The sequence below is a fragment of the Hymenobacter sp. H14-R3 genome (assembly GCF_030063445.1).
Lineage (GTDB): Bacteria > Bacteroidota > Bacteroidia > Cytophagales > Hymenobacteraceae > Hymenobacter.
This window is the reverse complement of sequence record NZ_JASITD010000004.1, coordinates 280,376-300,659: the sequence shown is the minus strand read 5'-3', so window position 1 is coordinate 300,659 and position 20,284 is coordinate 280,376. Positions and strand designations below refer to the sequence as shown.

Genomic DNA, 20,284 nt, shown 5'->3' with positions numbered 1-20,284 from the left:
CCCACCAGCCCCCCGGCGCTGCGCGTGCCGGCCGAAGCCCTCATCCACGACGGGCCGCGCAGCTACGTGTGGACGCAAACCGGGCCGCGGCAGTATCGGCGGGTGCGGGTGCAGGCCGGCGCGGGCACGGCGGCCTCGGTGCCCATCCTGGCCGGCGTGCAGGCCGGCGACCAGGTGGTGGTGGCCGGAGCTTATTTGCTGCAAAGCGAGTTTACCCTGCGCCAGGGGGCCAGCAACGACCACATGAGCGGCATGGCCATGTAGCGGCCCTTGTGCCGGCCCGGGCACCGTGGGCACCCGACCTTTGCCATCCGTAGCCATTTTTTTACTACTCCAAATCGTCCTAAACTCCCCGCTTTTGCGGCGGTTCAGCCTCTCCTTCCGCGATTCGTAAGGGTACGCCCGTCAACCGGGCAGGCACCGTTTACGCGACAACCGGTCGGTCGGCTTCGCTGGCGGACCTACCAAATTTAATTCTTAACCCTTTCCCAAACTCATGAGAAAAATGACAACCTGGGGCCTGGCCCTGGCCAGCCTCACCTTCGCCGCCACCAGCTGCGCCGACAACAAAGCCACCACCGAAACTACCACAACCATCCCCGCCGGTGGCGCGCCGGTGGCCGCCGACAGCCTGGCCACCACCGTTCCGGCCGATAACACGACCGTTGAGCCCGCCGGCGCCATGGCCTACACCTGCCCCATGCACCCCGAAGTAGTGAGCGACAAGCCCGGCAAGTGCCCCAAGTGCCACATGGACTTGGTGAAGAAATAACAAACTGCCAGCCAGTAGCTTACCCTACTAATTGCAGGGAATAAAGAACGGCATGCTACGCCTGCTGGAGCATCTTTACTACGCCACCGGGGCTCCTAATCCTAATAGCGTGGTGGAGATGCTCCGGCAAGCGCAGCATGACGTTCTTTTTTTTGTAACTATCAACTAATCAGTCATATGTATCATCTTTTTTAGCTTCCCCGCGGGGCGATATGTCAATAGCAACTCTTTATAAAAGAACGATAAAGCCCCAGCGGGGCGATACTGGCTACTTGCTGCATCCAGGTATCGCCCCGCTGGAGCTTTAGCCCTGATTATCATAATTTTACTATTGACATGTCGCCCCGCTGGGGCTAAAAAGTTGTCTGCGCAAGCGGCAGCTACTTACACTTCCCAAGCTCTGCTAGGAGACGCCACATCCCCCAGCACAACCACTTATCAATCAAATAATTAACCCTACTGATTCGAAAACCGGAACGCCGCCGGGGTGAGCCCGGTTTTGCTCTTAAACAGCCGGCTGAAGTACTGCGGGTATTCAAACCCCAGCCGAAAAGCCGTTTCGTTGATGGATAGCGACGTGCTGAGCAGCAGCTGCTTAGCCTTTTCGATGAGCTGGTGGTGGATGTGCTGCTGGGTGCTTTGGCCGGTGAGCGTGCGCAGCATGTCGGTGAGGTAGGCCGGCGACACGTGCAGGGCGTCGGCAAAGTGCTGCACCGTGGGCAGCGGCTGGCCCTCGCCCTGCGCAAAATAGGCCGCCAGCAGCGCCTCAAAGCTGCTGAGCAAGTCGTGCTCGGCGGGCCGGCGCGTCAAAAACTGCCGGTGGTAGAAGCGGTTGGCGTAGTTGAGCAGCACTTCAAGCTGCGACACCAGCACATCCTGGCTGAAGGCGTCGGTGGCCTGCTCGTACTCGCGGCGCATATTGTCCATGAGGCCGTCGAGCATGGTTTCCTCGCGGGCCGAGAGGTGCAGCGCCTCGTGCACCTGGTAGGAGAAAAAGCCGTAGCCGGCCATCTTTTTGGCGAGCGGGTACTTGTGCAGCAAGTTGGGGTGAAAAACCAGCATCCAGCCCGTTAGCTCCGTAACATCCACTGCATCAGTACCTTCACAAAACTGGCCGGGCGCGTAAAACCCCAGCACGCCCTCGCTGAAATCGTAGGGGCGGTGCCCGTATTGCAGGCGGCCCTTCAGGTTTTTCTTCAACGAAATGATGTAGAGCTGCCGCACCACCGGGCTGGTAGGCGGCACCAAATGCTGCGCTTTGGCCAGGTCGATAACGGTGAGCAGCGGGTGGGCCGGGGCCGGAAACCCAAAATGCCGGGTAAAATCCGACACCGATTCCAACACTTTGTATTCTCTGGCAGGCTGTCTCATGGCTTAAATATAGCTAGCGCAATTTTCTGGCGAGGGTCCGGTCCGCTGGCTGAAAAAGCCGGCGGACCGGACCCTCTTCAAGCTATCAAAACCCCGCCGGGTAGGCCGCACCGGCGGCGCTGCCCACCGGCATAATGGCGTCGAGGCTGGCCAGCTCGGCCGGGCTCAGCACGAGGCTGGCGGCGGCCACGTTGGCTTCCAGGTACTTGCGGCGCTTGGTGCCGGGAATAACCACCACGCCCTGGGCTAGTACCCAGGCCAGGGCCAGCTGCGCGGCCGTCACGCCCTTGGCGGCAGCCAGGGCCTGGAGCTTCTCCACCAAAGCCAGGTTCTGGTAAAAATTCTCGCCCTGGTAGCGCGGAAAAAAGCGGCGCGAGTCGTTGGCCTCAAAGTCGTCGGGGGTCTTAATTTCGCCCGATAAAAAGCCCCGGCCCAGCGGCGAGTACGCCACGAAGCCGATGCCCAGCGCCCGGGCCGCCGTGATAATGCCTTCGTCCTCCACGCGGCGGTCGAAGAGCGAGTATTCTGATTCCAGGGCCGAGATGGGGTGCACCGCGTGCGCCCGGCGCAGGATGTCGGCCGGCACTTCACTCAGGCCCAGGTAGCCCACTTTGCCCTCTTCCACGAGGCGGCTCATGGCGCCCACGGTGTCCTCGATGGGCACGGCGGGGTCGAGGCGGTGCAGGTAGTAGAGGTCCACGTAATCAGTACCTAAGTTCTTGAGCGAGCGCTCGATGGACTTGCGCACGTAGTCGGGCCGGCCGTTGTAGCCGCCGGTCCACTGCTCGTTGTCATCCACCTCAAAGCCAAATTTGGTGGCGATGGTGAACTGGTTGCGCCGGCCGGCGATGGCCCGGCCCACCAGCCGCTCATTCAGCATGGGGCCGTAGAGGTCGGCCGTGTCGAGCATCGTCACGCCCAGCTCCAGGGCCCGGCTGAGGGTGGCCAGGCTCTCGGCCTCGTCGGCGGCGCCGTACACGCTCATGCCGTTTATGGCGCCGGTCATGCCCATGCAGCCCAAGCCCTCCACCGATACTTCCAGGCCCTGGCTGCCCAAGGCTACTTTCTTGATAGTGCTCATAATGTGCTGGTTATTGGCAACCCTAAGTTGCCCGTTTTGCTAAGCAAAGGTCCGGCCCCCGCCCGGGGCCGTGCCTATACAAACCCCCGCTTCTGCAACACAAAACGCGCCCCTATTGCCAGCCCCGCACGCTGGTGCCGCCAAACACACCCCGGTTGCCGGCCGGCGTAAAAATGGGGTACGGAAAGGTGGGTTCCAGCGCGCTGGCCTCGTCTAGGGCTTGCAGCTGCCCGGGGCTGAGGCGCACGTCGAGCGCGGCCATGTTATCGGTCAGCTGCGCCACTTTGCTGGCCCCCATGATGAGCGAAGCCACGCCCGGCTGGGCGGCGGCCCAGGCCAGCGCCACCTGCGTCAGGGGCTTGCCGGCCTGCGCGGCCACGGCCCGTAGCGCGTCGAGAATGCGCCAGTTGCGGTCCGTAAACAGCGTGTTGCCGAAGGGATTGGGCCCGGTGAGGCGGCCCTCGCCGGTGGCTGCGCCGTCGGCCGCCCGCTCGTATTTACCCGCCAGAAAGCCGGCCGCGAGCGGGCTCCACGGCACAATGCCCAGGCCGCCCTCGCGGGCGGCCGGCACGTGCTCGCGCTCAATGCTGCGCTCTACCAGCGAGTAGGCCAGCTGCATAGCAATGGGGCCGGGCGCGCCGTGGGCCTGCGCCAGCGTGGCGGCCTTGGCGGCGTACCAGGCCGGCATGTCGGAGAAGCCGAAGTAGCGGATTTTGCCGGTCCGCACCAGGTCGCCCAGGGTTTGCAGTACTTCCTCCACGGGCGTTACCATGTCCCAGACGTGCAGCCAGTAGAGGTCGAGGTAGTCGGTTTTGAGACGGCGCAACGAGCCTTCGAGGGCCCGGTGAATGTTCTTGCGGCCGTTGCCGCCCGCGTTGGGGTTGCCGGGCCCGCCGCTGAAGCCAAACTTGCTGGCCAGCACCAGCTTATCGCGCAGGCCGCGGGCGGCCACATAGCCCCCCACCAGCTCCTCACTGCGCCCCCCGGCGTACACGTCGGCGGTGTCGATAAAATTGCCGCCAGCCGCCACGTAGCCGTCAAAAATAGCCTCCGACACGTCATCGACCGAGCCCCAGCGGGCGGTGCCAAACGTCATGGTACCCAAGGACAACGGGCTCACCACCAGGCCCGAGCGGCCCAGGGTGCGAAAATCAATAAGACTCATAAAACCAGGATAATGCACGGCTGCCAACAGCGCCAGCCGGCCTCAAAGGTCGGGGCGCGGCGCACAAGCAGAGGCACACAAATCCAGTCTTTTCGGATACGAAACGCGGCGCACTGCGCCAGTCCACAAGCAAGGGTCTTGCCTGAGCGCGCCTTGCCTGTGGCAAGAACCAGCCGCTGGCGCGCAAGCAGGCGAGGCCACGCCAAAGGCCCCTCGCCTGCTTGCGCACCAGCGCCCCCGGAAAACGGATGCCGCCTGCTTTAGTGAAGTAGCTGCCCTTCGCTATTCACCCGCATGGTTGGTTTTAGGCCAGCGGCCGCGCGTAGCTTAGGCCGCTCGCGCTTGTCAAAAAACAGGACGTACAGTACCCCCAGCATCGGTGCCACGAGCAGGGAGCAGAGCAGGCGTAAGTGCCAGTAGTGTTCGGAACCAAAGTCCCAATGTTGGGCGAGTATTTTCAGAAGGTGTTCCATTTATGAATGTACACATTATCAGCGACTTTTACAACTAAAGGGCATGGCTGCACCTGGCTTTTGCGGCCCACGGCCACCCAGTCGCTCAGCCAGCAGTACTGGGGCGATGCCCGCGGCCAACGCGGCACTTATTTTTTGTTTCTGGGCTACGTCGGTCGGGCTCTTTAGCAGCCAGAACTCCTGCATCAGGATACGCGCCCCGGTCGGCCGACGCAGCCGGCCGACCGTTTGACGCGGGCGCCGCCCGAGCCGTTGTGCGGGCATTGTTCACGCGGCAGCCGGTCGGCCGGCTTCGCCGGCGGACCGGGGCGCTTGCCAGGGGTTGGCGCGTGCGCCGCCTGGGCCGTCGTGGGGCCGTCGTTCACGCGGCAATCGGTCGGCCGGCTTCGCCGGCGGCCAGGGCAACGAATTGGAACTTGCGCTAGGAACAGGAAGTTGCCCGCCCTACGGCCCGACCTTTGCCGGCATGTCAGATTTTCGCCTGCGCGTATTTGCCGCCGTGGCCCGGCACCTGAGCTTCACCAAGGCCGGGCAGGAGCTGTTTGTGAGCCAGCCGGCCGTTACCAAGCACATCCGCGAGCTGGAGGCCCAGTATGGCCAGCGCCTGCTGGAGCGGCGCGGCAACCGCGTTACGCTCACCGAAGCCGGCCGCCTGCTACAGCTCCACGCCGAGGCAGTGGCGGCCTCCGCCCAGCAGCTCGACGAGCAGCTCCTGGGCCTGCGCGACCCCGAAGAAGCCGCCGGCCGCCTGCGCCTGGGGGCCAGCACCACCCTCAGCCAGTACGTGCTGCCCGCCTGGCTGCCCACCTTTCAGCGGCGCTACCCCCAGGTGCAACTGAGCCTGTACACCGCTAACTCCGAGCATATTGCCAACGCGCTGCTGCGCGGCGAGCTCGACCTGGGCTTTGTGGAAGGCCGCACCAAAAACCGGGACTTACACTACGAGCTTCTCTTGCCCGACGAGCTGGTGGCCGTGCGCCGGGCCTCGGCCACCGGCCCGCCCACCAAGCCCGTGCCGCTGGCCGAGGCCCTCACCAGCCCCCTGGTACTGCGCGAGCGCGGCTCGGGCACGCTCGAAGTGCTGGAAATGGCGCTGCGCGAGCGCAAAATCAAGCTCAGTGAGCTATCCGTGGCGTTTTACTTGGATAGCACCGAAGCCATCAAGAGCTACCTCGGGGCGGCACCCGAGGCGCTGGGCTTCGTTTCGCGGCAAGCCCTGAAGCGCGAGCTGGCGGCGGGCTTGCTCGAAGTGGTACTGCTGCAAGGGCTCGCGCTGCCCCGCCAGTTTGAGGCGGTGTGGGTGCAGGGCCAGCCGCTACCCCGCCCGGCGCAGCGGTTCCTGGCGTTTGCGCAAGAGCAGAGCAAGGTGCCGCTCCCCACGGGTGGTGCGGACTAGCTTTTTGAGATGGAGTAGTAGGTGAATTAAAATTTTGGTAGCCAATATTTTAACAGCAACCAGCATCGCCCTCCGCGCCAGACCCCAACCTGGAAACCACTCTAGCAGCCGGGCAACCGCACGAGGCCCCGTCCAGAAGCCATACCCTAACGTAGCCATTTATATATAATTTTCGGATAAACAAGTAGTTAACGAACACAACATGCCAGTTCAAGTATCCGCATAAGCTGAAAAAGAAAACTATTGGATAACCAGCGGTTATCACACATAACATTTTAAGATAATCCAAGACAGGGGTAAGGCCGTAAATTTGCATCAGCAAACCAGCCTATCCCCATGAATCAGCCCACCCCGCTTGTGCCGCCCACTGCGCCGCCGAGCTACAGCGCCGACCCCATGCGCATGGCCACGCCAGCCGAGCAGGCCCGGGCAGCCGCCGCGCTCGACGAGCCCGCGCCTACTACCAGCATCTTTCAGCCCCTGCACACACCTCGCGTGCTGCTGGGGCGGCAGTTTACGCTGCGGCAAGTGGCATTTGGGGTGTTGTTGGTTTTCTGCCTCACGCCCTGGGCCTCGCCGCCCATTGCGCTGGCGCTGGGCCTAGCGCTGGCCCAAACGGTGGGCAACCCCTTCCCGGCCCATACCAAAGCCTTTACCAGCAAGCTGCTGCAATTTTCGGTCGTTGGCCTGGGCTTCGGCATGAATGCCCACGCCGCCGTGCAGGCCGGTAAGGAGGGAATTATTTTTACGGTTGTGTCCATCTTCGGCACGCTGTTTTTGGGCTACTTCGTGGGCAAGTGGCTGGGCCTGGGCCGCAACGTGGTGCACCTCATTTCGTGCGGCACTGCTATTTGCGGGGGGAGCGCCATTGCGGCCATCGGGCCGGTGCTGGGGGCCAAGGACGAGGAAATATCGGTGGGCCTGGGCACGGTGTTCGTGCTCAATGCCCTTGCGCTGTTTGCCTTTCCGCCCATCGGCCACGCGCTGCACATGAGCCAGAACCAGTTTGGCCTCTGGTGCGCCATTGCCATCCACGACACCAGCTCGGTGGTGGGCGCGGCGGCCGCCTACGGCAACCAAGCCCTGGAGGTGGCCACCACCATAAAGCTGGCCCGCGCCCTCTGGATTATCCCGGTGGCCATTGGCACGGCCCTGGTTTTCAAGCAGAAGGGTGTGAAAATCACCATTCCCTACTTCATCTTTGGCTTCATCCTGGCCATGCTGTTCAACACCTTTGCCCCGGCCTACGTGCCAGCCACTAAGGCGCTCGGCCCGGTAATGGTGACCCTGGCCAAAATCGGCCTCACGGTGACGCTCTTCTTCATCGGCGCGGGCCTCTCGGCCAAAGTGGTGGGCTCAGTGGGCATAAAGCCCTACGTGCTGGGCGTGCTGCTTTGGCTCGTGATTTCGACCACCTCGCTCTACGTCATTTTGCACGCCGTGTAGGGGCGCGGCGGCTACGCAGCAGGATGTGGCGCGGAAGTGGCAGGCCGAAGGCCCCGCGCCACAGCAGCAGGCCGAGCGTGGAGGCGTAGGGCACGAAGCTACGGGGTAATTCCGCCTGTGAGTAGCTGCTGCCCTACTCCATGAATCCGCTTCGCAAGAACGACGTACTGGCCGCCAACCTGCTCTTCGCCACGCTGGCTATTTCGCTGGGTGAGCAGGTATTCTGGTGGGTGCTGAGGGACGCTTACTTCCACCGTGACTACTCACCCAACTCGTGGCCCTGGTAGCAGCAGTACCTCGGGCCGGTGCTACCAGGGCCTGCTGCAAGCGAGTTTCTACTGGGCCATTTGCCGGGGCGTGTTCCGGGCCAAAATTGTGGTGCTGCTGGCTTGTGCCTACCTGGCCTATGCGGGTACGCACTGGCTGCATCGCTACGTGGCCGGCGTAAACCTTCGGGTCCTCTGGGGCTGCTCGTTGCGGGTACTACTCAAGGACCTACTAATGCTGGCGGCCCTGGTGCTGATGTTCAGGAAGCCTCGGGCAGGGCGGGAGCAGGAAGTGCAAGGTGTGGCATAGGAAAAGCCCCGTGGTGGCTTGTCCTTACCCAAATCTTTTTCCAATTGCCCATCAGTAACGCCAAAGCCCTTTTTGCTGGCTGACTCTGGTTGAAAAGCGGTAAACTGGGTAAGCAATCGTTAAAAAAAGCCCTTCCAGCCATGTGGCTGGAAGGGCTTTTGAGTTTTGGGTAAGGACAAGCCCCTACGGGGTTTTTCTATGAGTCAATACGAGCTAAAGTATAAGCAAGTACTTGTATTAATTTTAAATTGATACGAGTACTTGCTTATACTTTTATCAGCTTTAGACTTGCTACTCATCAACCTCCACGCAATCTCATGAAGAGTTTTTTCTTCATCTTGGAAACGCTCTGCTTCCTGGTAGGTGCGCCTCTTTCCCGTGTCTTTGCGCAGCGTGGCCCCTAGAGAGGCTGGCACAGCTCTTCGCGAAAAGGCGGCTCGTACAAGCACAAGTCTACCAGTGACTACTAGATTGCTTGTGTTGTCCAAAAACAAAAAACGGCCTTCACATTGCTGTGAAAGCCGTTATTGTGGGCCCACTTGGAATCGAACCAAGGACCTGCTGATTATGAGTCAGCTGCTCTAACCGATTGAGCTATAGGCCCGGTGCCGACGGCCGAAGCTGCCAACGCTCCAAAGTTACGCGCGGCCGGCGAATATGGTGTGGATTTCTGGTCGGCGAGGCATCTTTTGAGCCCGACCTTTGCCGAAAATTCCCCGCAACGCTTCATGCTTCCCAACCTGCTTTTTGATTTTGGTGGTGTCCTCATCGACATTGACTACGACCGCACCCCCGCTGCTTTTCGCCGCCTGAGCCGGGCGGGCAGCACCGTGGAGTACAGCCAGGCTACCCAGGCCGACTTGTTTGACCAGCTGGAAACCGGGCAGCTGTCGCCGGCCGAGTTTCGCAATGGTATGCGCCAGCGCTACGACCTCGACGCCACCGATGCCGAAATCGACGCCGCCTGGCACGCCCTGCTGCTCGACGTGCCTGCCGAGCGCCTGGCCCTGGTGGCCGAGCTGCGCCGGCGCGGCCACGCCACGGCCCTGCTCAGCAACACCAACGCCCTGCACATTGCCGAAATCAACCGCCGGCTGGCCACCCAGTACGGTTTTAAAAACGGCATAGCCGATTGCCTCGACCGCGTGTTCTACTCGCAGGAAGTGGGCCTGCGCAAGCCGGGCGAGGAGATATTTCACCACGCCCTGCGCGAAATGAACTGGCAGGCCGCCGATACGTTATTCATTGAAGACAGCCCGCAGCACATTGCTACGGCCCGCCGCCTGGGGCTACGGGTGCTGCACCTGGCCCCGCCCCTCACCCTCACCACGGCCCTGCCCGAGGCCCTGCGCCTCTTTCCGCAGGAGTACACCGGCCACTAGTCTTGCTTCCCCTGGATACCTCTCCCCTCCCTCCCCAGCCCGAGCCCGCCGACGAGCCGCTGCTGAGCTGGCCCGCCGACGCGGTGGCCGCGCCCGCCCGCCGGGCCTGGGCCGGCCGCTTGTTTCGGCGCTACGAGCGGCCGCCCATGCGGCCGGGCTGGCGCTATGCGCTGCATATTGGGCTGTTTTTGCTCACGCTGGCCACCACTGTGCTGGCGGGCGTGCAAATGGTGCGCAGCGGGCCCATCGGCACCAGCGACGGCGACCTGCTGCCGCTCGATGTATTTAGGCTGCCGGCCGCGGCGCGCTGGGCGCAGCTGGGCTGGGGGCTGCTGTATGCGGGGCCGTTTTTGGGGGTGCTGGCGGTGCACGAGTTTGGGCACTACTTCGTGGCGAAGTATAATAAGGTGCGCACCTCGCTGCCCTACTTTTTACCCATGCCGCTGGGGCTGGGCACCTTCGGGGCCGTTATCCGCATCCGGGACCGCATTTTTTCGCGGCGCGAGTTTTTCGATATCGGGCTGGCCGGGCCGCTGGCGGGGCTGCTGGTGGCGGTGCCGCTGCTCATCTACGGCTTTAGCACGCTGCCCGACCAGGCCGAGTACCTGCTCGTAACTACCCGTGATTTAGCGCGTTACCAGCCGCCGGGCTTCACGCTGGCCCAGCCGCTGCTGTACCGCTGGCTGGAAGCCGCCTTTGCCGACCCGCACCGCCTGCCGCCGCCCAACCTGCTGCTGCGCTACCCGCTGCTGGTAGCCGGCGAGCTGAGCCTGTTTTTCACGGCCCTCAACCTGCTGCCCATCGGCCAGCTCGACGGGGGGCACATTCTGTACGGGCTGCTGGGGCCGCGCCGGGCGGGGCGGCTGTCGGCGGGGCTGTTTGTGGCATTCATTTTTTACGCCGGGCTGGGGCTGTTTTCGCTGCGCAGCAGCTGGCAGGCCTGGGCCTACGGCGGCACGGCCTACGCCCTGTATTTAGGGCTGGTATTCTGGCGATTGCTGCCGCGGGCCTCGTGGGGGCTGGCGGTGGGCGCGGTGGTGTGGGCCGCCCAAATCGCGGTGGCTACCTACTGGCCAGGCACCCTGGGTCAGCCGGGCTGGCTGATATTTGGGCTGCTGCTGGGGCGGCTTTCGGGCGTGTACCACCCCGCCGCGCCCGACGATAGCCCCCTCAGCCGCGGCCGGCTGGTGCTGGGCTGGGTAATGGTGGGGCTGTTTATCTTGTGCTTTTCGTCGTCGCCGTTTGAGGTGCTGCGCTAAGCATTTACGTTTGAATTATTGTTAGGCAAGTACTTGACCTGAATTAGTTGCACATCAATTCAATTGTAACCAGTTGAATTTTAACAAGAAAGCCAATAGCTATTAGCTAAAAGCTAACGGCCCACTACTTAGATTATGCAGTTTAGACAAAGCCAGGTTACCCGCTCTACCGAGTTTGTGCTGCGTGAGCACGGCCTCTACGTGAGCCAGCGCGACGGCCGGGGCCAGCTCGATATGGCCGTCGAGATTCCCTACGAAGAAGTATTGCCCCTACGCCTGGAGTACCACAGCAACCTGCCCGGCCGCCACTTGCGCTGGCTGGCCATTGGCACGCTGTGGCTCATCGGCAACGCCGCCCGCCTGCAATACGCGGGCCACAAGGAGCTGCCCGAAGACTTCTGGTTTTACGTGCTGAGCGGGGTTGCCGCCCTGGGCTTGGTGGTGCTCTACGCCTGGCACAACTGGTGGCACCAGGCCATTGTGCACACCGCGCCGCTGCGCGTACTGCTCGCCGACCACCCGCGCGACCGCCGCCAGCTCCGCGCCTTTGTGCAGCACCTCGAAAGCCACACCAAGGCTTACCTGCGCCGCGAGTACGCGCCCATCAACCCGCTGGGCCTCATCGAGCCGCAGCTGCGCCGCCTGGGCTGGCTGCACGAGCTCGACGTGCTCAGCACGCCCGAGGCCCAGGCGCTGGCTACCCGCCTCACCGGCCGCCTGCCCGGCCGCGGTTTCAAAAGCATGGGCCAGAAGCTGGAAGCTCTCTATGTAAACTAGCTTTTGCGCTATTCATACAAAAGCCCCGTTGCAGCCTTGCAGCGGGGCTTTTTGCTTTATGCTGAGCCCCCTGAATAGCCGCCGCACCCTACTTTTACCGGCTCACCTCACGCCTGCGCTATGCCCGGCTACGCCCTCCTGCTTTCTGGCCTGGAACTCATTCACGAAGGAGAAATCCAGTACATCCGCATCGCCTTGTATGCGGTCGTGCTGCTGTTTATTGGCGTGGCCCTGTGGCTGGTGGGCTTCGACTTGCTGGGAAGCAACCGCAAAGCGTACCGATTGGGTGGGCTGCGGCTGCTGCTGCTGGCTGCGGGATTCAGCATAGCCGTGCTCGGTTTTTTTTATTGGGAATACAATTTTATCGCCAGTGTGCTGGAGTAAGTAGCCAATCGCCTTCAGGCCCATGGCTGCTTACCCGTGGCCCCCGCAGAATGGCTTATTATTAAATTACTCACTATCAAACATATAACAAAAGCACCCTGTCGGCTGGCCGGCAGGGTGCTTTTGTTACTGAAATTCTGGCGGGCTATTGCCCTGGCTTGCTTTCGGGGCCAAAGGCGTTGCCGGCCGCGGCGCGACCAATGCCGCCGTCCGGGCCCTTTTCACCCTCGGTGAGGTCGCCGGCTTCGGCCGAGGCACGGGCGTCGTTGTAAGCCTGGCCCAGGCTCGGAACGTCGTCACGCAGGTTATCCATGCGCGTGTCGAGGCGACGCAGCACTTTGCGCAGGCCTTTTACTACTTGGCGGGCGGTGCTGTTCAGGCTGTTGCCTTGCTCGGCGGTGCTGTTGTTGAGGCTGGCCAGGGGCTCGTACACCGCAACGGCATCGGTGAGGGTTTTGATGTGCTCGGCGGTTACGCCTTCATTGGCGAGCAGGGCACTCGCGCCATCGGCGGCAGAGGCGATGGTGTTGAGGGCACCCAGCAGTTCCTGGCCATGCAGCGGGTTAAGCACGTCGGGGGTGTAGCTGGCTACCTCGGCCAGGCCGGGGTTGTGCACGCTCAGCTGCAGCACGCGAAAGCCGCGCACGATGCGGCCGGCGGCGGCTTCGGCAGCCTGCTCGGCCTGGTCGCGGGCATCGGCAGGCTCTTTGGCGCTTTTGTCACCCTGGCGGTTAGATACTTCGTCGTAGGATTGCAAGAAGTTATTGAGCTGCTCAAAATCGGCCACCATCGCCGGGCTGCGCGCTTCCCACTGGGGGCGCTGGTCGGTGAGCGTGCGGTACACTTGGCGGGCCATTTTGGCGTATTCCTGTTCGTGGTCAGTCATTGGGGTGGAAAAGAAAAGTGGTACCCGTTCATACGGGTACCACTTCGTTTTGGCTGCATTCTTTGCTAGGTAATGGGCAGTAGGTAGTGGGCAATGGGTAATGTGGATGCTGCCAGACCATCATGCAGACCGCAGGGAAGCATGATGGTCTTTTAGAACTAACTACCTATTACTCATTACCCCAGCGCCGCCACGCCGGGCAGCTCCTTGCCTTCCATAAACTCCAGTAGCGCGCCGCCGCCGGTGCTGATGTAGCTCACGCGGTCGGCGAAGCCGAGCTGCTGCACGGCGGCGGCCGAGTCGCCGCCGCCGATGAGCGAGTAGGCGCCGGCCTCGGTGGCCTCGGCAATGGCGCGGGCCACGTACTCGGTGCCCAGCGAGAAATTGCTCATCTCAAACACGCCCATCGGGCCGTTCCAGAGAATGGTTTTCGAGTCCTGAATAACGCCGGCAAACTCCTCGCGCGATACCGGGCCCAGGTCGAGGCCCATCCAGCCCGTGGGGATGCTGTGGTTGGGGGCCACGTCCACGTTGGCGTCGTTGGCAAACTTGTCGGCGATGAGGCTGTCGCCAGGCAGCAGAAGGTTCACACCTTTTTCCTTAGCCTTGGCGATGAGGGTTTTAGCTAGCTCCACCTTATCGGCTTCGAGCAGCGAGTTGCCCACGTGCCCGCCCTGGGCCACGGCGAAGGTGTAGGCCATGCCGCCGCCGATGAGCAGATTATCGACCTTATCCAGCAACTGCTCGATAATCAATATCTTATCCGAAATCTTGGCCCCGCCCATGATGGCCGTGAACGGCCGCAGCGGGTTGTCGAGCACCTTCTGGGCGTTGTCGAGCTCACCTTGCAGCAGCAGGCCGCCCACGCGGTCCTGGGGCGCGAAGTAGTGCGCCATCACGGCCGTGGAGGCGTGGCGGCGGTGCGCCGCGCCAAAGGCATCGTTCACGTACACGTCGCCGAGCTGGGCCAGCTTCTTGGCAAACTCCTCATCACCAGCCTCTTCCTCGGGGTGAAAGCGCACGTTATCGAGCAGCAGCACCTGGCCGGGCTGCAAGCCCCGGGCGGCGCTCATAGCCTCGTCGGAGAGCACGTCGCCGCCCCACAGCACGTCGCGGCCGTACTCCTGCTGGAGGCGCATGCGCAGGCTTTCAAGCGAGTATTTTTTCTCGTAGCCGCCCTTGGGCCGGCCTAGGTGCGAGAGTAGCACCACGGAGCCGCCATCGGCCAGAATCTTCTGGATGGTGGGCGTAGCCGCCCGAATACGGGTATCGTCGGTGATGCGCAGGTCCTTATCGAGCGGCACGTTGAAATCGACGCGCACCACGGCGCGGCGGCCGGCGAAATTGTAGTTGGCGATAGTGTTCATAAAGGAGGTAGGGTAAGCGTTAGCTCGCCGTGAGTGGAGAAATGTGCGGTAAGCTTCAGCTTGCCGGGGGTGAAAGTAGCAGGTGGCTGCTTCAAAAGTACGGGCGGGTATGCCTCAGCGTTGGCCGGCGGCCCCACAAGCCTGGCCCACCGCTTTCCGGCAAGCTAAAGCTTACCGCACAAACTACCTTTGTGCCCAGTATGATGAGAATCGGCATTTTCTTTGGGGGCACCTCGCGCGAGCGGGAGATTTCGTTTGCGGGCGGGCGCACCGTTTTTGACAACCTGGACAAGGGCTTGTTTCAGCCCGTGCCCATTTTTGTGGACAGCCTGGGGCACTTCATTTTGCTCGATTGGCAGTACCTCTACAAGGGCACCATCCGCGACTTTTACCCGCCCGTGGCCGCGCTGCCCGCCACCCGCCACCCCTGGCAGGTGTATATCGAGAGCCTGGGCGAGCTCAGCCCCGAAGCCCTCACGGAGCTAATCAGCCACGTGGGCCGCCAGGTAGAAGCCAGCGAGCTACCCAAGCTCATGGACTTTGCCTTCCTGGCCCTGCACGGCCCGGGCGGCGAAGACGGTGCTATTCAGGGCCTGCTGGAGTGGGTGGGCATCCCCTACTCGGGCTCCGGCATCCTGCCCTCGGCAATTGGTATTGATAAAATCGCGCAGAAGAAGCTAATGCAGGCGGCGGGGCTGGCCACGCCGAAGTTTCGGGTAGTGGGGCCCAACTGGTTTTTCCAGGGCCGGGAGAAATATCTGCGCAGCTTGGTGGCCGAGCTAGGCCTGCCGCTGGTGCTGAAAGCGCCGCACCAAGGCAGCAGTATTGGCATCAGTATTATAAAGGAGGAGGACCCGGCGCTATTTAGCGCCGCCATGGACCGGGCGCTATTTCGCCGCACTATCACGCGGGCCGACTGGGAAGACTTGGACGAAAACGGCCGCTTGGCCTTGGTGCGGCAGTTGGCCGACATTCGCGAGGGTATTGGCTTGCCAGTGGCAGCCGAAGCCCATGTGTCGAGCGGCGGCGTAAAAATGCCCGGCTACACCGTGCCGGTTTTTGAGCACCCAGAGGCGCTGGTTGACTATCTGGACAAGCGCTTCAGTCAGCCAGCCGGCTTTCTCAGCCCTTTTGCGGTAGAGGCAACCAGCACCACCGGCGAAACCCAAGTCCTCATCGAGAGCTTCATTGCCGGCCGCGAGTTCTCGTGCATCGTTATCGAAGACGAAAACGGCGAGCCGCTGGCCTTGCCGCCCACCGAGATTGTGAAGGGCAGCGAAGTCTTCGACTACCGCGCCAAGTACCTGCCCGGCCTGGCCCGCAAAGTCACGCCCATCGACCTGCCCGAGGCCGATATTGAGCGCATTCGGCAGCAGTGCCAGACGATGTTCAGCACCTTCGGCTTCGAGGTTTACGCGCGGCTCGACGGCTTTATTCAGGAAGATGGCACCATCTTTTTGAATGACCCGAATACCACAAGCGGCATGCTGCCGGCGTCGTTCTTCTTCCACCAGGCGGCCGAGATTGGCCTGAACCCCAGCCAGTTCCTTACCTACCTCATCCGCACCTCGCTGGCAGCCCGCCGGCGCAACGGCATGAAGCCGGTGCAGCTGGCGAAGCAGCTGGAAGCGCTGGACGCCGATATCAACTCGCGCCAGCGCGTGGCCGACGACCGCATTCGCGTGGCCGTTATCATGGGCGGCTACTCCTCCGAGCGGCACATTTCGGTGGAGAGCGGGCGCAACATCTACGAGAAGCTTTCGTCGAGCACCAAGTACCGGCCGGTGCCGGTTTTTCTGGCTGGCAACAGCGACGAGTTTCGCCTCTACGAGCTGCCCATCAACGTGATGCTCAAGGATAACGCGGATGATATTCGCGAAAAAATAGAGCACGCCGAGGCGGGCGTGGCCAGCCACCCCATCCTGGCCAAAATCCGGCAGGAGGCTAGTGCTATTACCCAGGTTTATGCCGGGCAGGCCATTGCCGCCGCCCGCCGCCTCTCGTTCGAGGAGCTGGCCGAGCGGGTCGATGAGGTATTCATCGCCCTGCACGGCCGCCCTGGCGAAGACGGCGCTTTGCAGCAGGAGCTGGAGAAATTCGGCCTACCCTACAACGGCTCGGGCGCGGCCAGCTCGGCCGTGACCATCAACAAGTTCGAAACCAACCGCCGCCTGCGCGAGGCCGGCCTGCGCGTGGCCGACCACCGCCTGGCCCAGCGCCTGGAGTGGGCCGCCGACCCGGAAGCGTTTTACCGCGGCCTCGAAGCCCAGTTTGGCTACCCCTTCATCGCCAAGCCCGCCGACGACGGCTGCTCCTCGGCCGTGAAGAAAATCAAGAATCGGCCTGAGCTGCAAGCCTTTAGCGAGCAGATTTTCCGGCAGCAGGAAGCCTTGCTCAACGGCCCCGCCGAGGTGCTGCACCTGGGCTTCAAGGAGGAATTTCCGCAGAAAGATGCCTTTCTGGTCGAAACGCTCATCGGCCCCGACGGCGCAGCCACCTTCCTGGAGGTAACCGGCGGATTATTAACGTCTTATGATACCGGCGGCCAGCTGCAAATTGAGGTATTCGAGGCCAGCGAGGCCCTGGCCAACGGCGAGGTGCTGAGCCTGGAGGAGAAGTTTCTGGCCGGCGAAGGCCAGAATATCACCCCCGCCCGCTACGCTACCGACCCCGCCGAGCGCCAGCGCATCAGCCAGGAGGTGAAGCGCGTGCTGCGCCAGGTAGCCGAGATTCTGCACATCGAGGGCTACGCCCGCATCGACGCCTTTGTGCGGGTGCGCGCCGGCGGGGCCATCGAAGTGCTTATTATTGAGGTCAATTCGCTGCCCGGCATGACGCCCGCCACCTGCATTTTTCACCAAACGGCGTTGGCCGGGTACACGCCCTATCAGTTTATCGACCGCATTCTGGACTTCGGCAAGGCGCGGAGTGAGAAAGTGCGGTAAGCTTTAGCTTGCCGTTTTATCACTCCATTTTACCCCCGGCCCTGCGGTGCCAGCCAAAGCTTACCGCACGTTCGTTTACCTGGCAAGCTAAAGCTTACCCTACCCATGTCTTTTTTAAAATCTGATACCTGGTTCGACGTTTTTCTGCACCTGGCGCTCATTGCGGGCCTGGGGGCGGCGCTGGTGCTGGGCTTTTTCTACGTGTACCTGCCCATTACCACGCACCACGGCGAAACCATTGTGGTGCCCAAAGTGACGGGCATGAACCTGGCCGACCTCGAAAACTACCTCGACGAGCGCAAGCTGGCCTACTTCGTCGACGATAGCAGCTACGCGCCCGGCACCCGCGCCCTCACCGTGCTCACCCAGGAGCCCGCCCCCGGCGAAAAGGTGAAGCAGGACCGCAAAATCTACATTTCGGTGGCCATGCGCCGCCCGCCGGTAATCAAAATGCCCAAGCTCACGGACGGCTCGGTGAAAAACGCCCAGCTCATTCTGGCGAGTTACGACCTGGTTATCGGCCAGATAAAGCTAGTGCCCAACGTGGCTAAAGACGCCGTGCTCAAGCAGTTGGTGGGCGACAAGGAAATTGTGCCCGGCGCGGCCATCGCCAAAGGCACCAAGGTAGACCTGGAGGTGGGCGACGGCCTCGGCAACACCGAGTTTGAGCTGCCCAACCTGGTAAATATGCCCGAGGATGAGGCCCGCACCCTGCTCGCCGGCCAGCACCTGGAGGTGGGCGAAGTATTCAAGCAAGCCGCCGAAGCCGGCCAAACGCCGGGCACCATCGTGCGCCAGCGGCCAGCCGCCACGCCGGGCGCCACCATCCGCATGGGCCAGCTGGTCGATTTGTGGGTAGCAGAATAGATTTTTGGTAAAAATCTGTCGCTGCGAGCATAGCGCGGCAATCGTACTCGAACGAAACCGTTGGGATAGCGTTCGAGTACGGTTGCCGCGCTTCATTTGTGAGGACAGCTGATTTATCCGTAAATAAGATTTAGTATGCGTCCACTACGTTACTTTTTAACCCTGCCGGCCCTGCTGCTCGCCGTGGCCGCCCAGGCCCAGACGGCGACGCCCCTGCTCCTCACGCCCCAGCCGCTGGCCGCCGACCCCAGCCGGGCCGCTACGGCCGCTAGCATCGGCGCGGCGGCGCAGCGCACGGCGGCGCTCACGCTGCCCTTTTTTGAAGATTTTACGCTGCCGCGCGATGGGCAGCCCAGCCCCTTGCGCTGGCAAAACGCCACTACCGCCGCCACCTACCCCGATGGCAGCGGGCTGTTGCAGAACTACCGGGGCGGCGGGGCCTACGTGAGTAACCGGCTGGCCAGCGAGCCTCTCACGCGGGGCACCGCCACGCTCGACGGCCTGCGCGCCAATGGCCAGCCCTACAGCGCCGGCTCGGCCTCGTTTTACAGCGCCACCGACACGCTTACCTCGCAGCCCATCGACCTGAGCACGTTTTCGGCGGCCAGCCGGCTCTACCTCAGCTACGCCTGGCAGGCGGGCTCGCTGGCGGGCTCGCCGGTGGCCAACGGCAGCGTGACGCCGGTGTTTCTGGCGCTCGAATTTCTGGACAACGTGGGCCGCTGGAACCGCATCTGGACCTACAACGCGGAGGGCAAAACCACGCGGTTTCGGCAGCAGATTTTCCCGCTCAACCAGGCCTCCTACTTCCACAGCGGCTTCCGGTTTCGGTTCCGGGCCTCGGGCAACCAGTCGTCGAGCCGCGACGCGTTTGGGCTGGATTACATCTACCTGAATAACAACCGGGCGGCCAATGATACTGTCTTTCAAGATATTGCCACCAGCCGCGGGCTCAGCAGCCCGCTCCAGCGCTTCACGGCTATGCCGGCCTGGCAGTACGCCGCCACCAGCCCCAGCCCGCTGAATCCAGCCATGACGGCTACCGTTAACAACCTGCTGCCCAGCGGCAACCCCACGCCCATCAGCTGGCTGGGCACGGTGCGCGAGCTCAGCGGCGGCGGCTTTGGCCCCGCCACCTGGGTGGCCGGCAACCAGCCGCTGCTGGCCGGGGCGCGGCAGGTGGCCATCACCGGCGATGCGCGCACGGCCCCGCTGCCCGCGGCCGGCACGCCCCGCCGCTACCGCTACACGCTGGCCCTGCAAACCAATGAGACCAACCCGCTCACGCTCCCCAACGACACCACCTACCGCGACCTGGAACTAGCTGATTACTATGCCTTTGATGATGGCACGGCCGAAGCTTTCCTCACGCTGCCGGCCCTGAGCACCGGGCCGGTTACGTACTTTGCCTACCCCATTACGGCCGCCAAGGCCGACCAGGTGCAGGCCATTCGGCTGGCCCCCGTTTTCAATAATATTCCGGCGGGCCAGGGCGGCGAGAACTTCCAGAACCGCTCGGTAACCGTGGCCGTGTGGGCCGACAACAACGGCCAGCCCGCCGACGCGCCGCTGGCCACCGCCACCGCCGTGCTCGACCAAAAGCTCATCGGCAGCGTGTTCTACGATGTCAAGTTTGATATGCCGGTGCCGGTGTCGGGGCTGTTTTACATTGGCTACGGGCAGGCGTCAGGCGGGCAGTTTTTGCCCTACGGCTTCGATTTGAACAACACCTCCACGGCCCCCACGCTGTTTTATAACAAGCAGGGCGCGTGGTCGAAACCGGCCCTCACCACGCCCGGCACCATCATGATGCGCGCCGTGATGAACAACAACATCCTGGCCACCCGGGCCCAGCAGGCTACCAACGCCCAATTTGACCTCTACCCCAACCCCGCCCCCACCGGTACCATGGTAGCTGTGAGTGGCCCCGCTTTCCGGCGCGCCACCATACTCGACGTGCTGGGCCGCCCCGTGTGGCAGCAGCCCACCGCCGAAGCTGGCCAGCCCACCCTGCGCCTGCCCGCCATGCTGCCCGGGGGCGTATACCTGGTGCAGCTCACCCTGGCCGATGGCAGCGTGGCCACCCGCCGCTTGGTAATTCAATAACCTGTCTCCCAACTTCTTACCCACCCGACTC

General features: G+C 62.8%; 19 protein-coding genes and 1 tRNA gene. 13 read left to right on the top strand and 7 right to left on the bottom strand.

What is annotated here, in order from left to right; genetic code table 11:
• Both QMK33_RS06295 and QMK33_RS06290 read left to right on the top strand, forming a co-directional pair.
• A partial coding sequence (locus QMK33_RS06295) for a permuted SH3 domain-containing protein (protein ID WP_502867048.1) occupies positions 1 to 264 on the top strand: 264 nt, incomplete at its 5' end.
• Positions 265 to 496: 232 nt separating this feature from the next.
• Entirely contained in the window at positions 497 to 772 is a 276-nt protein-coding gene (locus tag QMK33_RS06290) for a heavy metal-binding domain-containing protein (RefSeq protein WP_283563709.1), read from the top strand.
• Positions 773 to 1,228: 456 nt separating this feature from the next.
• Here QMK33_RS06290 and QMK33_RS06285 read toward each other — a convergent pair whose 3' ends face one another.
• The 4 genes from QMK33_RS06285 to QMK33_RS06270 form a co-directional block, all read right to left on the bottom strand.
• Positions 1,229 to 2,143 (bottom strand): helix-turn-helix domain-containing protein, encoded by a 915-nt coding sequence (locus QMK33_RS06285; RefSeq protein ID WP_283563708.1) that lies wholly within the window; start codon positions 2,141 to 2,143, stop codon positions 1,229 to 1,231.
• Between the two features lie 85 nt (positions 2,144 to 2,228).
• Positions 2,229 to 3,224, bottom strand: a complete 996-nt coding sequence (locus QMK33_RS06280) for an aldo/keto reductase (RefSeq protein WP_283563707.1) — start codon at positions 3,222 to 3,224, stop codon at positions 2,229 to 2,231.
• A 112-nt stretch (positions 3,225 to 3,336) separates the two neighbouring features.
• Positions 3,337 to 4,389, bottom strand: a complete 1,053-nt coding sequence (locus tag QMK33_RS06275) for an aldo/keto reductase (RefSeq protein ID WP_283563706.1) — start codon at positions 4,387 to 4,389, stop codon at positions 3,337 to 3,339.
• Between the two features lie 260 nt (positions 4,390 to 4,649).
• Complete coding sequence (locus QMK33_RS06270) at positions 4,650 to 4,862, bottom strand: hypothetical protein (protein WP_283563705.1); 213 nt, start codon at positions 4,860 to 4,862, stop codon at positions 4,650 to 4,652.
• A gap of 466 nt (positions 4,863 to 5,328) precedes the next feature.
• Here QMK33_RS06270 and QMK33_RS06265 point away from each other — a divergent pair, with 466 nt between their 5' ends.
• The 4 genes from QMK33_RS06265 to QMK33_RS06250 all read left to right on the top strand — a co-directional run bounded on the left by QMK33_RS06265 (position 5,329) and on the right by QMK33_RS06250 (position 8,280).
• Complete coding sequence (locus QMK33_RS06265; protein WP_283563704.1) at positions 5,329 to 6,258, top strand: LysR substrate-binding domain-containing protein; 930 nt, start codon at positions 5,329 to 5,331, stop codon at positions 6,256 to 6,258.
• A gap of 336 nt (positions 6,259 to 6,594) precedes the next feature.
• The gene (locus tag QMK33_RS06260; RefSeq protein ID WP_283563703.1) at positions 6,595 to 7,704 is read left to right on the top strand and encodes a YeiH family protein; all 1,110 of its coding nucleotides are present in this window, start codon (positions 6,595 to 6,597) and stop codon (positions 7,702 to 7,704) included.
• A 140-nt stretch (positions 7,705 to 7,844) separates the two neighbouring features.
• Positions 7,845 to 7,991 (top strand): hypothetical protein, encoded by a 147-nt coding sequence (locus QMK33_RS06255; RefSeq protein ID WP_283563702.1) that lies wholly within the window; start codon positions 7,845 to 7,847, stop codon positions 7,989 to 7,991.
• Entirely contained in the window at positions 7,960 to 8,280 is a 321-nt protein-coding gene (locus QMK33_RS06250; RefSeq protein ID WP_283563701.1) for a hypothetical protein, read from the top strand. Before QMK33_RS06255 ends, QMK33_RS06250 begins: the two co-directional genes overlap by 32 nt.
• A gap of 530 nt (positions 8,281 to 8,810) precedes the next feature.
• Here QMK33_RS06250 and QMK33_RS06245 read toward each other — a convergent pair.
• A tRNA-Ile gene (locus QMK33_RS06245) sits at positions 8,811 to 8,884 on the bottom strand.
• A gap of 124 nt (positions 8,885 to 9,008) precedes the next feature.
• Between QMK33_RS06245 and QMK33_RS06240 the strand changes: the two genes are divergently transcribed.
• The 4 genes from QMK33_RS06240 to QMK33_RS06225 all read left to right on the top strand — a co-directional run bounded on the left by QMK33_RS06240 (position 9,009) and on the right by QMK33_RS06225 (position 12,082).
• The gene (locus QMK33_RS06240) at positions 9,009 to 9,662 is read left to right on the top strand and encodes an HAD family hydrolase (protein WP_283563700.1); all 654 of its coding nucleotides are present in this window, start codon (positions 9,009 to 9,011) and stop codon (positions 9,660 to 9,662) included.
• Between the two features lie 2 nt (positions 9,663 to 9,664).
• Positions 9,665 to 10,921, top strand: coding sequence for a site-2 protease family protein (locus QMK33_RS06235; protein WP_283563699.1), 1,257 nt, complete (start codon positions 9,665 to 9,667; stop codon positions 10,919 to 10,921).
• 135 nt (positions 10,922 to 11,056) lie between these two features.
• Positions 11,057 to 11,698 carry a hypothetical protein gene (locus QMK33_RS06230; RefSeq protein ID WP_283563698.1) on the top strand — a complete coding sequence of 214 codons (642 nt, stop codon included), beginning with the start codon at positions 11,057 to 11,059 and terminating at the stop codon, positions 11,696 to 11,698.
• 120 nt (positions 11,699 to 11,818) lie between these two features.
• Positions 11,819 to 12,082: a hypothetical protein gene (locus QMK33_RS06225; RefSeq protein WP_283563697.1), complete on the top strand. Its 264-nt coding sequence runs from the start codon at positions 11,819 to 11,821 to the stop codon at positions 12,080 to 12,082.
• Between the two features lie 145 nt (positions 12,083 to 12,227).
• Here the strand turns inward: QMK33_RS06225 and QMK33_RS06220 are convergent, their stop codons facing one another.
• Positions 12,228 to 12,968, bottom strand: a complete 741-nt coding sequence (locus QMK33_RS06220) for a hypothetical protein (protein ID WP_283563696.1) — start codon at positions 12,966 to 12,968, stop codon at positions 12,228 to 12,230.
• Positions 12,969 to 13,144: 176 nt separating this feature from the next.
• Entirely contained in the window at positions 13,145 to 14,335 is a 1,191-nt protein-coding gene (locus QMK33_RS06215) for a phosphoglycerate kinase (protein ID WP_283563695.1), read from the bottom strand.
• 203 nt (positions 14,336 to 14,538) lie between these two features.
• Here QMK33_RS06215 and QMK33_RS06210 point away from each other — a divergent pair, with 203 nt between their 5' ends.
• From QMK33_RS06210 to QMK33_RS06200, 3 genes are all read left to right on the top strand, one after another.
• Positions 14,539 to 17,280 carry a D-alanine--D-alanine ligase gene (locus tag QMK33_RS06210; protein ID WP_283563715.1) on the top strand — a complete coding sequence of 914 codons (2,742 nt, stop codon included), beginning with the start codon at positions 14,539 to 14,541 and terminating at the stop codon, positions 17,278 to 17,280.
• Between the two features lie 105 nt (positions 17,281 to 17,385).
• Entirely contained in the window at positions 17,386 to 18,147 is a 762-nt protein-coding gene (locus QMK33_RS06205; protein WP_283563694.1) for a PASTA domain-containing protein, read from the top strand.
• A gap of 135 nt (positions 18,148 to 18,282) precedes the next feature.
• Positions 18,283 to 20,253, top strand: coding sequence for a T9SS type A sorting domain-containing protein (locus tag QMK33_RS06200; RefSeq protein ID WP_283563693.1), 1,971 nt, complete (start codon positions 18,283 to 18,285; stop codon positions 20,251 to 20,253).
• Positions 20,254 to 20,284: the final 31 nt, after the last annotated feature.